Here is a 12,622-nt window from a genome sequence, read left to right on the forward strand (position 1 = left end):
AGGGCGGCGTCCGGCCGGACGGAGGGGTCGATGTCGGCGGAGGTCAGCCGGCCCTCGTAGGCGAGCCGCACCGCGCTCGCCTCGACGCGTCCGGCCAACGCGACCGCCTGTGCACGGCTGAGATCCGCACGACCAGCGAGGCTCGCGGCGATGTCCTCGTCCGCGACGGAAACGAGCCGGTCGACCAGCTCGGACGGCAGGGCTGGGTTGGCGGCGAGCCCGCACAGGATGTGATGCACAGAGACACTCTGCCCGACGCCCGCACGTACGCCTCGGCCAGCGCCCCGGCACTCACCGCGCCGAGACCGACTCCCGCCGCCACTAAGTTCCCGGAGCTCCCGGAGAAGGGGATGCGTCGCCGCCGTCCACGCATGTCAGCGATACGAGGACGGGTGTCTGAGCGCCCTGGGGCGGCTGGACCGGGAGGGCGGCGAGGACCGTCCAGTTGCCCTTCGTGAGGGACAGCGCCTGGGCCCCCGTGTCGGGGCCCGGCTGCCAGCCGTACTCGGAACGGGCCCGCGCGAAGGCCGCCTTCAGCGCGGCGTTCACCGTCTCGGGCGCGTGCCGTCCCAAGAGCCGTTCGTAGCACCTGCCCAGGGAGTTCGATGGTTCCCTCTCCACCTCGACGCCCTCCGCCGCCAGTACCGAGATGATCTCCGACACCGCCGTGTCCGCGGGCAGCGCCGGGCCGGAGAACCGCGGGGGAAGTGGGCCGAGATCCGCGGGGGCGCAGGCCGCCGCGGTCATCAGCGCCGCCATGACGCCGCACGCCAGGGCCGAGCGTCTCAGTCGCTGTCGAACGATGGTGTCCGTCCTCTCCCAGTGTTGGACGGCTGACCATTCTGCCGGACGGGCAGCAGCACTGAACGACCGGCCGCTCACGTCACTGCTGCGCCACCCAGGCCTGACCCGATGCCGGTCATGCCGGGGTCCGGTGGACGACCTCACCGCCGACCATGACGAGGTCGCACACCGTGCCGGGAATGGCAGCGGGGTCGACCGTGAGCACGTCACGGGAGAGGACGACCAGATCGGCGAACTTGCCGGGCGTCAGTGAGCCCCGTTCGTCCTCGAGGAAGTTCGCGTAGGCCGATCCCATGGTGTAGGCGTGCACGGCTGTTTCGATGTCCACGGTCTCCTCCGGGATCCACGCCTCCCCTCCGTCCAGCGGACGGCGGGTCACCGCCGTGTACAGACCCACCATGGGATCCATCTCGGCCACGTTCCAGTCGCTGGAGAAGGCCAACGTCGCCCCCGCCCGGTGCAGGCTGCGCATGGGCCACGCCTTGTGCCACCGTGCCGGACCGACGTTGCGCGCCCAGTCCTGGCCGGGACCGGCGATCTCGGGAGCGCAGTGGCGCGGCTGCATGCAGGCCACGACGCCGAGTTCGGCGAAGCGCGGCACGTCCGCCGGGTCGCAGCACTCCACGTGCACCACCTGGTGGCGGGCGTCACGGGGGCCGTTCGCGGCGCGCGCACGGGCGACCGCGTCCAGCACGGTGCGGATGCCCCGGTCGCCGGTGGCGTGCACGAAGCACTGGAAGCCGCGTGCGTCCAGCCGCGACAGCAGACCGGCGAACTCCTCGGGCGGGTAGAAGGTGTCACCGCGGTGCCGGCAGCCCGTGTACGGCTCCAGCAGTGCGGCTGTGCGCGGCTCGACCACGTCGTCGATGTACAGCTTGAGCGGGCCCACCCGCATCCACTCGTCGTCGAACCGGCGCGCGGCCTCGGCGAATTCGTCCAGGTCGGCCTCGGTGGTGCCGCGCGGGTGGAACAGCGCCGCCACCAGCCGCGAGCGCAGGTGTCCTTCCTTGCGGGCCCGCATGAACAGGTCCAGGTCGTCCAGGGAGTTCTGCGGCTCGACGACGGTCGTGATGCCGTAGCGGACCGCGTCCTCCAGGCTGCGCAGCAGCCGCCCGTACTGCCGCTCGGGGGAGGCCCAGGGCACGCCGAGCGCGCGCAGCGCCCGATGGCCTTCGCGGGACAGTCCGCGCACGGCGAAGTCCCGGACGAAACCCGTGGGTTCACCGCTGCCGGGGTCCTTCTCGGGCACGCCGAACGGCAGCGTGCCGCTGTCGCGGGTGACACCGAGCGCGGCCAGCGCGGCGCTGTTGAGCCACATCGTGTGGACGTCGTAGCTGAGCACGAAGGCGGGCGTGTCGCCGGTGAGCCGGTCGAGGTCCTGCGCGCGGGGCATCCGGCCGTCGGGGAGGACCGAGTAGTCGAAGCCCTCCGCCTCTATCCACCCCGCGCCGGGGTGCTGCTCCCGCCAGGCCGCGATGCGGGCGGCGACCTCCGCGAGCGAGCGGGCTCCGGCGAGTTGCACGCACTCGTCGTCCGAGCCCAGCCGGACGTGGTTGTGCGCGTCGATGAAGCCCGGCAGGACCCGCCGCCCGCCTGCGTCGATCACCTCGGTTCCGGCACCGGTCCACCGGTCGGCCTCCTCGTCGGAGCCCAGCCAGGCGATCCGGCCGTCCCGCACGGCGAGTGCCTCGGCCGAGGGCAGCGCCGGGTCCACGGTGTGGATGCGGGCGTTGCGCAGGACCAGGTGGGCGGGTGAGGGGAGGGTCATGATCTGTTACTCCAGTCGGTGCGGGGTGGCGCGGGTCGCCCCGGGCGAGGGCGGGGCCGGGTGAGCGTCGGGGGTCGGTGTCAGTCGTCGCCTGAAGGAGCGGCCACGTGCCATCGGTCGTGCGGATGCCGGCGCAGGTACAGGACGTAGTAGAGGACCGCCGCGGCGATGACTCCGCCGGCGATGGCCAGGTCACGTCCGGCCTGCTGGTACAGGACGTAGCCGACCGAGGCGAGCACCACGACGGGGGCCAGGGGCCACAGGGGCATCCGCCAGGCCGGACGGTCGCGCAGCGGTGCCCTGCGGGCGGCCAGCGCGGCCAGGGCGAGCAGCACGTAGACGACGGCGAGGATCGCGCCGGTGGCCTCGTACAGCGTCGACAGATCGGCGAAGCAGGCCAGCGCCGCCCCGGGCAGGCTGATGACCAGCGTGGCGACCCAGGGCGAGCCGAAGCGGGGATGGAGGCGGGTCAGCGCCCGGTTGACCGGTTCCGGCCAGGCCCGGTCCCGCCCCGAGGCGTACACGACCCGGGCGTTTTGGAGCACCATCACCAGGACCGCATTGAGGATGGCCAGTGCCACACACAGGTCGATGACCGTCGCCGTGGTGTCGCCCGCCCAGCCGCGCACCAGGTCGGAGAAGGTGGCCGTGGACAGTGTGTCCGTCGACGCGGTCCCCAGCACCGCCGCGACCGTGGGGACGACGATGACGGCGGCGCCGATGAACAACGACCAGAAGACGGTACGCGCCACGTTGCGGCGGGGCCGGTGGATCTCCTCGGCGAGATAGGAGGCGGTGCCGAAGCCGTTGACCACGAACATCGCGGCGGCGAGCCCGGAGACGAGGAGGCCCGCGGTGAACGTCGGTTGCCCGGCCGTGGCCTCGGACACCTCCGGGTGCACGAGCACCGAGGGGGAACGCTCGGTGTGTGCCAGGCCGAGCACGGCCACCACGACGGCGGCCGCCACCTCCAGGACCAGGAAGGCGCCGGTCACCAGGGCGTTGGACTTGACGTCGAGCACGGCCGTCGCGATCGCCACGAGCATGACGGCACATCCGGCGATCCGCGGGTCCACCTGGACGAGGTCGGCGAGGTAGTCGGCCGTGCCCAGGGCGATCACCGGGGGGATGACCACGAGCATCGCGATGGTCATGGCGAAGGTGATCCAGCCGAGGAACCGGCCCAGCAGCGCGTCGACCATGGCGTACTCGCCGCCGGAGCTCGGTGTGAGAGTGCCCAGTTCGGCGTAGCACGCGCCTACCGCGATGGAGATGACGATCCCCACCACGATGGTCAGCGGAGCGCCTGTGCCCTGCCCGGCGAACAGCTCCGGGACGAGGATGAACAGCGACGAGGCGGGCGTGATGCAGGACAGCGTGAGCAGGACGGCCCCAACGGGGCCGAGGACCCGCGCGAGGGCGGCGGGTGCAGTGGTGCCGTCGGACGCGGCGGGTGCGGTGGGTGCGTCGGGTGCGGTGGATGTGGCGGGTTCGGGCTTCGGCGGTGAGACGCCGTGCGGTGGGCCGGCGGGAGTGTGCGTCATGGAGGTGCGTCCCCGGAGATCGGGCGGCTGGCCGCGGGCGGAGGGAGCAGGGCGGAAACATCTTTGAACGCGGTACAAGAAAGTTTGAACGACATACAAGATGTGGAAGACGGTGGCGCCCTGTCAAGAGCCCGGCCGGGACCTTCCTGAATTTGATCGGTGTTCAAGTTCGTCGGCGTACCTCGCTACACTGGTCACCGTGACGGCGTCAGAGGCACGACGGAGACGGGGCGGGGTGATGGCCCGTGAGCGCATGCTCGAAGAGGCGATGCGCGCCATCGCACAGCACGGCCTGGCCGATCTCACGATGTCCGCACTCGCGGAACGCCTGGGCACCTCCGGCGGTCACATCCTGTACTACTTCGGCAGCAAGGACCGGCTGCTCCTCGAAGCGCTGCGCTGGAGCGAGGACCGGCTGACCGAAGAGCGGCGGACCCTGTTGTCACGGCGCACCACGATCCCGCGCCGCCTGGACGCCTTCCTGGAGCTCTACCTGCCCGAGGGGCCCCGGGACTCCCGCTGGATGCTGTGGGTCGAGCTGTGGGCGCGCGCCGCCGGCAACGGTGAACTGACGAAGGCGCAGGAGGAGATCGACCTGTCCTGGCAGGAGGACCTGGAGCGGCTGCTGGCCCGGGGGGTGCGCCAGGGACGCTTCGGCCTGCCGGAGGAAGAGGTCCCGGCAGCCGCCGACGAACTCCTCGCCCTCCTCGACGGACTCAGCACCAGGGTCGTCCTGGGGCTGCGCGGGACCACCCGGGATGCCGCCCTGCACACCGCGCGCCGCGCCGCCCGGAACGCGGTACGCCCTGTCGACTGACACCGGGCTGCGCTCAGCGGGAAGGACGGGAAGGACGGGAAGGGCCCCTGCCGGGGGTTCGGCAGGGGCCCATGGTGCCGGCATCGGCTACCGTCTGCCGCCGGTCCGACGGCTCGGCCTCACTTCAGGTGACGTGTGAAGAAGTGGGCCGCGGCGTCCCCCGCGTGCTGCGGGACGCCGGTGTGCCCGCCCATGTTGGCGTGCAGGGACTTCTCCTTGGAGCCGAAGGCGTCGAACAGGTCCAGGGCCGCCTGCCGGTCGTTGCCTTCGTCGTCCCACTGCAACAGGACGTGCAGCGGAATGGTGACCTGCCGGGCCTCGTCGAACATGACGCGGGGCACCAGACTCCCCGCGAACAGGCCGGCGGCCTTGATACGCGGCTCGACCACCGCCAGCCGGATGCCGATGGAGATCACTCCCCCCGAGTACCCGACGGGACCGCCGATCTCGGGCAGCGACAGGAAGGCGTCCAGCGCGGCCTGCCATTCCGGGACCGCCTTGTCGACCAGCGGGAGGATGAGGGCGTCGACGATCTCGTCGCTGACCGGCTCGCCGGCCTGCATCGCCCGGCGCAGGTCGGCGCGAGCCTGGTCGAGGGCCGGCCAACTGGGCCGGTCACCGCTTCCGGGGAGCTCGATGGTGGCCGTGGCGAAGCCTTCCGCCGCGGAGTGCCGGGCCCGGGCCACGAGTCGGGGGTACATCCTGCGCAGGCCCAGCGTGGGGTGGCCGAGCAGGATCAGTGGCACTGGCGCGGTGGCGGATGCGGCTTCGGGCGTCCACAGGATGCCGGGGATCTCACCGAGGGTGAACTCGCGTTCGAGGACGCCGTCGTCGAGGCATTGCTCGGAAGTGAAATGCATGGTCGTGCCTTTCGGGAGTGCACTGGAACGGCGCTCCCGGACGACCTGCCTATCGCCCGACCGTGACCCCGGAGGGGAGCACCCATGTCAATACTGTGTTCACGGGTACCACCTCCTCGCTCTGTCGCACGGCCACCGGAAATGTAGCAGGGGCCGACCCTCGTCCGTCAAACGGTTTTTACGGGGGGGAGGGGCCCTCCCTCGGCGCCCCTCTGCGGGACGAGCTGGCCCAGCGGGCCCCGGACCCGAACGACCGCCCCGGTAAGGGCCTACCGCGAGGCGCGGTGCCGGGAGGAGTTGTCACGGCAGTCGGTCATCCGGAGGGACGGGGACGCGGGGCCGCGGCCGTGCCGGGGAGCCTGCCGGTGCGGCGGGCCCATATTTCGAAGGCCACGGTCATGAACGGAGGAAGGGCGGCCAGCAGTGCGAGAAAATCGAAGTCGGCAGTGTCCGTGAGCACCGGGCCCAGCGGCTCGCTCAGCAGATCGACGCGGCTGAGGCGATCCTGAACGAGGGCGGCGTGGAGAGTCTCACCGCCGGCGCGGTGGCCGCGCGGGCGGGCATCGCGCGCAACAGCATCTACCGCTACTTCGGCTCCATCGAGGATCTGCTCGAACTCGTCGTGACCCGTGAGTTCCCCGCATGGATCGACGTCGTCCGCGCGTATACGGGAGAAGAGGCTCTGCGCTGCGCGTTCTCCTATTACCGGGCCCTCCCCACCAGCGCGCAACAGATCCAGGACGCCGTCGTCACGGCCCGGCTGACCATGCCCACCATGGCCGTCGGCTCCCACCCCGTCGGCACCGGCCTCGAACACCAACTCCGCCCCATCGCTGATGGCTTGGTCGGACACCATCTCCAGGACTGCGGCCACATCATCCCCCTCGACCGCCCCGACGTGCTGTTGGCGCTCCTTACGCCCTTCCTGTCCGCCGACCTCCCGAAGTGACTGGAGCGGGGCGCCTGTCGCCAGGGCACGGTCTTCTGGCCCACCAGGCGCAGCCGCGGGACCCAGCCCGAGAGGCCCAGTCGGCAAGTCAGCCGTACGCCCTCCAGACCAGGGATGTGGGTGGCAGGCTCGCTTCATGGCAGACGATGTCGTACGGAGTCAGGTGGCCGACCTTCAGGCCGAGTGCGCTGAACAAGCACGGAAGAGCCGTTCCCGTCGACAGTTCTGGCGGTTGGCCCATGCCGCGCTCGGACTGCCGGCTGCCGTGCTGGCGGGGATCTCGGGGGCAGCGGGGCTGTCTTCACCCGATGCCCGCATCCCAGCGGCCGTGCTGGCGCTTGTCAGTGCAGGACTTGGCGCCGCGATCGCGTTCATGAAACCAGAGGTGCACCAGCAAGCGGCACACGCGCGTCGAAGGGCCTACCTTGCGTTGGAGGTCGAAGCTCGCTTCGCGCTGACAGAGGCAGCGTCCAATGGCGAACCAGTCCCCTTGCCCGTCTACAGGGACCTACTGGAACGCCGAAGGATGATCATCGCAGGCCAGCTCGACGACCTCGTGCAGCGAGTCGCGGTGGGGGGCCCAACTTCGACGCCAGTGGCGGCAAATGACGAGTGAGTCAAGGGCGCCACACGTACCGGATGTCCGGCTCACGTTCCTCGTTGCGGTGGCCGTCGGTGCGCTCGGCAGCGACGAAGCCGTGCCGGTCGTAGAAGCGACGTGCCGACTCGTTGACCTGGAACGTCCACAAGGCCAACCCGGACGGACGACGCTGCTTCGCCAAGTCCACGAGGCGGTCGCCGATGCCCCGGCCCTGCCAGACCGGGTCGAGATAGAGCTGGTCCAGGTCTTCGCCGTCAAGGACCATCATCCCGACCACCGAGCCGTCGACCGCGACCACCCATGTCTCCTGACCAGGCACGACCACCTCCCGGATCCAGGAGCGGACCTGGTCGTCGGTATGCGCCCGGCGCACGGTGGGAAGTGCCGCGGTGAAGGAACGCAGCCACACCTCGGCCACCGCGTCGGCATCGGAGTCGACCGCACGGCGGACGACGAAGTTGTCGATCTCCACAACGCGCATGCTCGCAGACGTACGAGGTGGCCGCATGCGAGTTGTGGTCGCTGCGGCCCGGGTCGGCTGCGGCTGGTGCCGGCCAGGTGCCCTCGCTGCGGGCAGAATCAGGGGAGGCAGTGGCTGACCAGGGCCTGGGCGTGCGCTTCCCGGGAGCGGTGCAGGATTCTGCCCGAGCAGCCGCCCGCCGCGCGACGGCGCTCTCCGGTGCGAAATACTCTCCCGATGAGTTCACGCACTTCCCGGATCAGCCGGCCGATCACGATTCGGAGGGCCGTCGCGCGGGATGCCAAACGGCTCACGCGGCTCGTGCGTGGCTCAGGCGCCTACGAGGGTAAGTACGCAGCCGCGGTCAAGGGCTACCGGGTCGGACCTGACTACATCGAGGCCCACCGCGTCTTTGTGGCCGTCGACGCGGACGAGCCCGGAGGCCGGGTCCTCGGGTTCTACTCGCTCGTCCTCGCTCCACCGGAGCTCGACCTGCTGTTCGTCGCCGACGAAGCGCAAGGACGGGGTATCGGACGGCTGCTCGTCGCGCACATGCAGTCCGAGGCCCGTGCCGCCGGACTCGACTGCGTCAAGGTCGTGTCGCATCTTCCGGCCGAGGGCTTCTACCACCGCGTCGGTGCGGTACGGATCGGGACCGTACTCGCGAACCCGCCCGCCGTGCCGTGGGACCGTCCCGAATTCGAGTTTCGAATTTCTTCGGAATGACGTGGTGTGCCGACGCGTAGGGCACCCGGCTAGCCACACACGACTTCGCGGCGCAGGAACAGCGCACGCCCAGGGAACGGACCGGCGGGCGGCACCGCGTCCTGGGATGGGATGATGGCCGGCGACAAGGCGACGGCGGAACGAGGAAGCCGGTGTGAATCCGGCGCGGTCCCGCCACTGTGATCGGCGAGCGCGTCCCGACAGGCCACTGCCCGGCAGCGGGTGGGAAGGCCGGGACGAGCATCGACCCGAGAGCCAGGAGACTCACGCGGTCGCTTCCTCGACGGACCACCGGGGCGGATCTCCCCGGAGAGAGGGACGGCACCGCATGCCCGCAACGCCGACCGGACGGACTACTGACCACACCAGGACCGGGGCGGTGGCCACCCCCGTGCCGTGCCGCGTCGTCGTGTGCCGCGACTGCTGCTGTGGCACCTCCAAAGTGACCGGTGTCGACCACGCGGCCCAGGTCGAGCGTCTGCGCGCCGCCGCACCGGTACGTGTCTCCGACTGCCTCGACGTCTGCGACCAGGCCAACGTCGTCGTCGTACAGCCCTCCGCGGAGGGCCGGTCCGCAGGCGCCCGCCCCGTCTGGCTGGGGTTGGTCAACGACCCGGACGCGACCGAGGACATCGCCGCCTGGGCACGCGCCGGCGGACCGGGCGTCGCACCCCTGCCGGACATCCTCGACCTGTACGTCATCACGCCACCGCGACGGCGCACGGCCTCGTGACCGTACGGGGCCCGTGCTTCAACAGCGCCCGTTGCCGCCGCTCTGCAAGACGTGGCGAGCCTAGGCGGCGCCCAGCCGCACCCGGTGGCGCTGAAGGTCGACCTCGGTGACCTTTACCATGATCAGCTTGCCTTCATCGACAAGCTGCTCCGGGGTCTCGACCGATTCGTCAGTCAGCTCCGAGAGGTGAAGAAACCCCACGACGTCGCGAGCAAGCTGCACGAACACGCCAGATGGAACGACCTTGACGATCGGTCCGGTGACAACGTGGCCGACCTGCTCCGCAAACCTGATGAGTGGGTCCTCCTGCAGGGCCTTCAACGAGAGCGTGACCTGTCCGGAGCGCGTCTCTGCGATGACCACTTCAGCGGTGATCCGCTGGTCGGCTTCGACTGCCTCGGAGGGGTGGTTGATCCAGCCCCACGTCAGGTTCGGCAACCGGATCAAACCGGTACAGAGTCCGTTCGGTTCGCCATCGACGTGAACGAAGACGCCGAAGTTGTGAACCGCGGCGACCGTCCCGGTCACGAGCTGCCCTCGCTCCAGTGAGAGGAGGAAGGACCGCAGGGCCGGCATCTCGCACGCCCTGGCGGAGAGGTGGAGTTCACCTTCGCGCCAGCGGCCGATTTCTTCGGCTTCGATCTCCTCGCCGACCTCGAACAGCTCGGAGGGATGCCCCACCCGGCGCATCGACGCCTCATGCCCAGGAATCCGGCCGACCTCGGCTTCCTCCCCTACGACAGCCACGAGCTGCACCAGGACATCCGCCCCGTCGAACCCGGTGACCTTCACCGTCCTGACGGCCCCCGGCTGGAGCTGGTTGGTCAAGGATTGCAGGCGGGGATCAGGTGCTGGCTCGGGCATGGGCGTGAGCCTAGTCGGCATCTCCCGAGCCTCACAGGCCATCTCATGCCTCCTCGTGCGCTTCATGGATCAAACCAACCTGGTCTCGGAATCTGCGTGATCCTCGGGTTCCGGTGTGCCGTCAACTTCCGCCCGGGGTTCGACCCTCTGTGTGGGACGTGAGACTGTCTGGTCGTGCCAGAGATGACGAGTGGGTTGAAGGCAGCCTTGGCCGAGGCGTCGTCTCCTTCATGGATGCAACGTGTTCGTGCCGGGCGTGACCTTGCTTCTTTCGCTGATGTTCCCGAGGCCGCAGAAGTGCTGGTGGGGTTGCTGCTGGACGTCGAGAACACGGCGGTGACCCGACAGACCGCGGAGGCCCTGGCCCGGGTAGGAACGATGCCCGCCATAAGGGTCATCGCTCTCGCGGCTGCCGAAGCTGACGACAACCAGGCTGACTGGCTGCAGACCGGCGTACATGACGCGCTCGTGGGGCCGGACGGTGCACCGGACGTCGCAGCGGCCTGCCGGAAGCTCGCGCGGGACCCGGAAGAAGCTGTCCGGCGGGGTGCCGCAGACATCTCGACGTGGACAGACGGCACACGCTGTTGACCTGATCGACCTGCCTGTGGGAGGTGAGGGAGCGGTCGGCACGGGCTGGGGTGTCAGGTGGTCAGCTGGGCTGCGTCGCCCGCTGTGGGCTCGGGGGCGAGGCGGGTGAAGTGCTCTGTCCGGATGATCTGGATGCGTTCGGCTTCGGGTCGGCGGGCGAGGACACCGGGCAAGGACCGCGCACGTGCGACCTCACCGCGGTGCGCGAGGATTGCGCGCCACTTCACGTCGAGCCAGGGGGCGACATCGACGCTGGTGGTCACGTACGCGTCCGGGACCGCGAGCACCCGCTTCCCCACGTCTTCGAGTAGCGGGCCGAGCAGGCCGACGCCGGACTCGGGGTGCGTGGCGGCATACAGCGCGGCCGGCTGCCATGGAGGTCCTGCTTCGGGATGCAGGTGGGCGAGGCCGGCGGCCCCGACGGCGAGCAGGGTGATCTGGTGGGTGCGTACGTGGTCGGGGTGGCCGGTGAGCTGGCCGAGGGCATCGTGCCCGACGAGAATGTCGGGACAGAACTCACGGATATGGGCGACGAGGCGGCCGACCCCTTCGTCGAGGGGAGCGTCGACGAGGCGTGGCTGCGAGGGGGCGGCCTCGAGGTTGCGGGCGTCGTTGTAGCCGAGCAGGCGTGGTGTACCGGCGCCCAGGACGGCGAGGGCGTCGGCAAGTTCGGGCGCTCGTCGGCTGTCGGGGGCCCAGGTGGCGGTGACGACGGCGGTGCGGGCCCCGGCGGCGTGATGCCGGGCGAGGACGCCCCCGGCGAGGAGGGACTCGTCGTCCGGGTGCGCGAAGACGCCCATCAGCGACGGTGGAGAAGAACTCACAGAACGAACCTTCCGAGTCTCGGTCATGCTCGTGCAGGTCAGATGACGGGTGGGCGGCCCGCGATGGTCAGCCGCCACACCGTGCGCCAGCTCATCGGGCGCCGCTTCGGAGTTCGCCGGGTCGTCCAGCCCTCGCGCATGCCGTCCAGCGTCTGGCCCAGCCCACCGGCACGCGCGGCCCGCGCCAGGGTGATGGAGGCCCACACGGCGAGGTACACGGGAACGAGTGGAGCGGGGAGGTTCCGGTAGGCGACCCAGATGCGGTTGCGTGCGGCGAGCCGGTGGAACAGGGCATGCCGGGTGGGAGAGGTGAGCGGGTGGTGCATGCGGATCCCGGCGGCGTAATAGCCGGTCCACCCGGCGGCCCAGAACTGCCAGGCCAGCTGGAGTCCTTCGTGGTACAGGAAGAACTCGGCAGTCCACCCGCCGACGGCGTCGAACGCTTCTCGGCGAACGAGGACGACTCCCTCGGTCATCGTGGTGATGGTGCCGGGTCGCTCGGGACGGCTCGTGCGGAGCCGGGGGACCCAGCGGCGCGGCGTGGTCACATCGTCCGGGCCGGTCAGCCGCGGCTGTACATATGCGGCGCAGGGGTGCTGCTGGGCTGCGGTGATGAGGCGGGCGAGGATGTCTGTGCGGGGGAAGGTGGCGTCGTTGTCGAGGAAGAAGAGCCACTCGGCCGGGTCGGGTTCCCGGCCGAGCGCGTCGGCGCCGGCGTTGCGTCCACCGGGGATGCCGACGTTCTGCGGCAGGCGGACGGTGAGCGCGCCGGGCGGCACGACTTCGGGTTCACAGCCGTTGCCGACCACGCACACCCGCACATCGACTCCGGTCTGTGCCAGGAGGGTCTCCTGAGCGGCGGCTTCCTCGTCCGGCCTGTCGTTCATCGTCAGCACGACGACGTCGATACGCAGGTCGGTCACGTGTTCCTCCACACCGGCGGTGGGCCGGGTCGGTCAGGGAGCGGGCACGGGGGCAGGTGGGGTGCTCGGCCCGGCGGGCGATGAGCGGGGCGAGCCCGGGACGGACGCCGCTGCCGGAGGCCTGCAAGAGTTGGCAGCGCGCGACGAGTTCGCCGGCA

General features: G+C 70.4%; 13 protein-coding genes, 3 pseudogenes and 1 riboswitch. Of the genes and pseudogenes, 7 read left to right on the top strand and 9 right to left on the bottom strand.

Annotated elements, in window-relative coordinates; all coding sequences use genetic code 11:
- The 4 genes and pseudogenes from GTW67_RS12730 to GTW67_RS12745 form a co-directional block, all read right to left on the bottom strand.
- Positions 1 to 239, bottom strand: a pseudogene (locus tag GTW67_RS12730) (hypothetical protein); the annotation flags it as partial.
- 82 nt (positions 240 to 321) lie between these two features.
- Positions 322 to 759, bottom strand: a complete 438-nt coding sequence (locus GTW67_RS12735) for a hypothetical protein (protein WP_237518815.1) — start codon at positions 757 to 759, stop codon at positions 322 to 324.
- A gap of 160 nt (positions 760 to 919) precedes the next feature.
- On the bottom strand, positions 920 to 2,572 hold the full coding sequence (locus tag GTW67_RS12740) for an amidohydrolase (protein ID WP_161164923.1): 1,653 nt from the start codon (positions 2,570 to 2,572) through the stop codon (positions 920 to 922).
- Positions 2,573 to 2,652: 80 nt separating this feature from the next.
- Positions 2,653 to 4,116, bottom strand: a complete 1,464-nt coding sequence (locus tag GTW67_RS12745; protein ID WP_161164924.1) for an APC family permease — start codon at positions 4,114 to 4,116, stop codon at positions 2,653 to 2,655.
- Between the two features lie 253 nt (positions 4,117 to 4,369).
- On the opposite strand from GTW67_RS12745, the gene GTW67_RS12750 reads away from it, so the two are divergent.
- A complete protein-coding gene (locus GTW67_RS12750) occupies positions 4,370 to 4,933 on the top strand; it encodes a TetR/AcrR family transcriptional regulator (RefSeq protein WP_161164932.1) in 564 nt (187 codons plus the stop codon).
- A gap of 119 nt (positions 4,934 to 5,052) precedes the next feature.
- Here the strand turns inward: GTW67_RS12750 and GTW67_RS12755 are convergent, their stop codons facing one another.
- Positions 5,053 to 5,793, bottom strand: coding sequence for a dienelactone hydrolase family protein (locus GTW67_RS12755; protein ID WP_161164925.1), 741 nt, complete (start codon positions 5,791 to 5,793; stop codon positions 5,053 to 5,055).
- Between the two features lie 484 nt (positions 5,794 to 6,277).
- On the opposite strand from GTW67_RS12755, the pseudogene GTW67_RS38495 reads away from it, so the two are divergent.
- The 3 genes and pseudogenes from GTW67_RS38495 to GTW67_RS12765 form a co-directional block, all read left to right on the top strand.
- Positions 6,278 to 6,397 (top strand): annotated as a pseudogene (locus GTW67_RS38495) (TetR family transcriptional regulator); the annotation flags it as partial.
- 51 nt (positions 6,398 to 6,448) lie between these two features.
- Positions 6,449 to 6,742, top strand: a pseudogene (locus tag GTW67_RS38500) (alpha/beta hydrolase); the annotation flags it as partial.
- Between the two features lie 136 nt (positions 6,743 to 6,878).
- Complete coding sequence (locus tag GTW67_RS12765; protein ID WP_161164926.1) at positions 6,879 to 7,358, top strand: hypothetical protein; 480 nt, start codon at positions 6,879 to 6,881, stop codon at positions 7,356 to 7,358.
- Between the two features lies 1 nt (position 7,359).
- Here GTW67_RS12765 and GTW67_RS12770 read toward each other — a convergent pair whose 3' ends face one another.
- A complete protein-coding gene (locus tag GTW67_RS12770; protein WP_161164927.1) occupies positions 7,360 to 7,824 on the bottom strand; it encodes a GNAT family N-acetyltransferase in 465 nt (154 codons plus the stop codon).
- A gap of 216 nt (positions 7,825 to 8,040) precedes the next feature.
- Here GTW67_RS12770 and GTW67_RS12775 point away from each other — a divergent pair, with 216 nt between their 5' ends.
- Positions 8,041 to 8,529 (top strand): GNAT family N-acetyltransferase, encoded by a 489-nt coding sequence (locus GTW67_RS12775; RefSeq protein ID WP_161164928.1) that lies wholly within the window; start codon positions 8,041 to 8,043, stop codon positions 8,527 to 8,529.
- Between the two features lie 97 nt (positions 8,530 to 8,626).
- Positions 8,627 to 8,815, top strand: a riboswitch (cobalamin riboswitch).
- A 42-nt stretch (positions 8,816 to 8,857) separates the two neighbouring features.
- Positions 8,858 to 9,262, top strand: coding sequence for a (2Fe-2S) ferredoxin domain-containing protein (locus GTW67_RS12780; RefSeq protein WP_161164929.1), 405 nt, complete (start codon positions 8,858 to 8,860; stop codon positions 9,260 to 9,262).
- Between the two features lie 60 nt (positions 9,263 to 9,322).
- Here GTW67_RS12780 and GTW67_RS12785 read toward each other — a convergent pair whose 3' ends face one another.
- Positions 9,323 to 10,126, bottom strand: coding sequence for a S1 RNA-binding domain-containing protein (locus GTW67_RS12785; RefSeq protein ID WP_161164930.1), 804 nt, complete (start codon positions 10,124 to 10,126; stop codon positions 9,323 to 9,325).
- Between the two features lie 183 nt (positions 10,127 to 10,309).
- Between GTW67_RS12785 and GTW67_RS12790 the strand changes: the two genes are divergently transcribed.
- The gene (locus GTW67_RS12790) at positions 10,310 to 10,717 is read left to right on the top strand and encodes a hypothetical protein (protein ID WP_237518816.1); all 408 of its coding nucleotides are present in this window, start codon (positions 10,310 to 10,312) and stop codon (positions 10,715 to 10,717) included.
- A gap of 53 nt (positions 10,718 to 10,770) precedes the next feature.
- Here GTW67_RS12790 and GTW67_RS12795 read toward each other — a convergent pair whose 3' ends face one another.
- Together GTW67_RS12795 and GTW67_RS12800 are read right to left on the bottom strand one after the other, a co-directional pair.
- The gene (locus GTW67_RS12795; protein ID WP_202437161.1) at positions 10,771 to 11,568 is read right to left on the bottom strand and encodes a PIG-L deacetylase family protein; all 798 of its coding nucleotides are present in this window, start codon (positions 11,566 to 11,568) and stop codon (positions 10,771 to 10,773) included.
- A gap of 11 nt (positions 11,569 to 11,579) precedes the next feature.
- Positions 11,580 to 12,464 (bottom strand): glycosyltransferase family 2 protein, encoded by an 885-nt coding sequence (locus GTW67_RS12800; RefSeq protein ID WP_346010634.1) that lies wholly within the window; start codon positions 12,462 to 12,464, stop codon positions 11,580 to 11,582.
- Positions 12,465 to 12,622 lie beyond the last annotated feature (158 nt).

It is taken from the genome of Streptomyces sp. SID5910, assembly GCF_009862125.1.
In the GTDB taxonomy this organism is placed as follows: domain Bacteria; phylum Actinomycetota; class Actinomycetes; order Streptomycetales; family Streptomycetaceae; genus Streptomyces.

Bases quoted from the DNA above. Each gene is read 5' to 3' on its own strand.
- GTW67_RS12735 (WP_237518815.1), bottom strand. From the start codon at position 759: ATGGCGGCGCTGATGACCGCGGCGGCCTGCGCCCCCGCGGATCTCGGC.
- GTW67_RS12740 (WP_161164923.1), bottom strand. From the start codon at position 2,572: ATGACCCTCCCCTCACCCGCCCACCTGGTCCTGCGCAACGCCCGCATC.
- GTW67_RS12745 (WP_161164924.1), bottom strand. From the start codon at position 4,116: ATGACGCACACTCCCGCCGGCCCACCGCACGGCGTCTCACCGCCGAAG.
- GTW67_RS12750 (WP_161164932.1), top strand. From the start codon at position 4,370: ATGCTCGAAGAGGCGATGCGCGCCATCGCACAGCACGGCCTGGCCGAT.
- GTW67_RS12755 (WP_161164925.1), bottom strand. From the start codon at position 5,793: ATGCATTTCACTTCCGAGCAATGCCTCGACGACGGCGTCCTCGAACGC.
- GTW67_RS12765 (WP_161164926.1), top strand. From the start codon at position 6,879: ATGGCAGACGATGTCGTACGGAGTCAGGTGGCCGACCTTCAGGCCGAG.
- GTW67_RS12770 (WP_161164927.1), bottom strand. From the start codon at position 7,824: ATGCGCGTTGTGGAGATCGACAACTTCGTCGTCCGCCGTGCGGTCGAC.
- GTW67_RS12775 (WP_161164928.1), top strand. From the start codon at position 8,041: ATGAGTTCACGCACTTCCCGGATCAGCCGGCCGATCACGATTCGGAGG.
- GTW67_RS12780 (WP_161164929.1), top strand. From the start codon at position 8,858: ATGCCCGCAACGCCGACCGGACGGACTACTGACCACACCAGGACCGGG.
- GTW67_RS12785 (WP_161164930.1), bottom strand. From the start codon at position 10,126: ATGCCCGAGCCAGCACCTGATCCCCGCCTGCAATCCTTGACCAACCAG.
- GTW67_RS12790 (WP_237518816.1), top strand. From the start codon at position 10,310: ATGACGAGTGGGTTGAAGGCAGCCTTGGCCGAGGCGTCGTCTCCTTCA.
- GTW67_RS12795 (WP_202437161.1), bottom strand. From the start codon at position 11,568: ATGACCGAGACTCGGAAGGTTCGTTCTGTGAGTTCTTCTCCACCGTCG.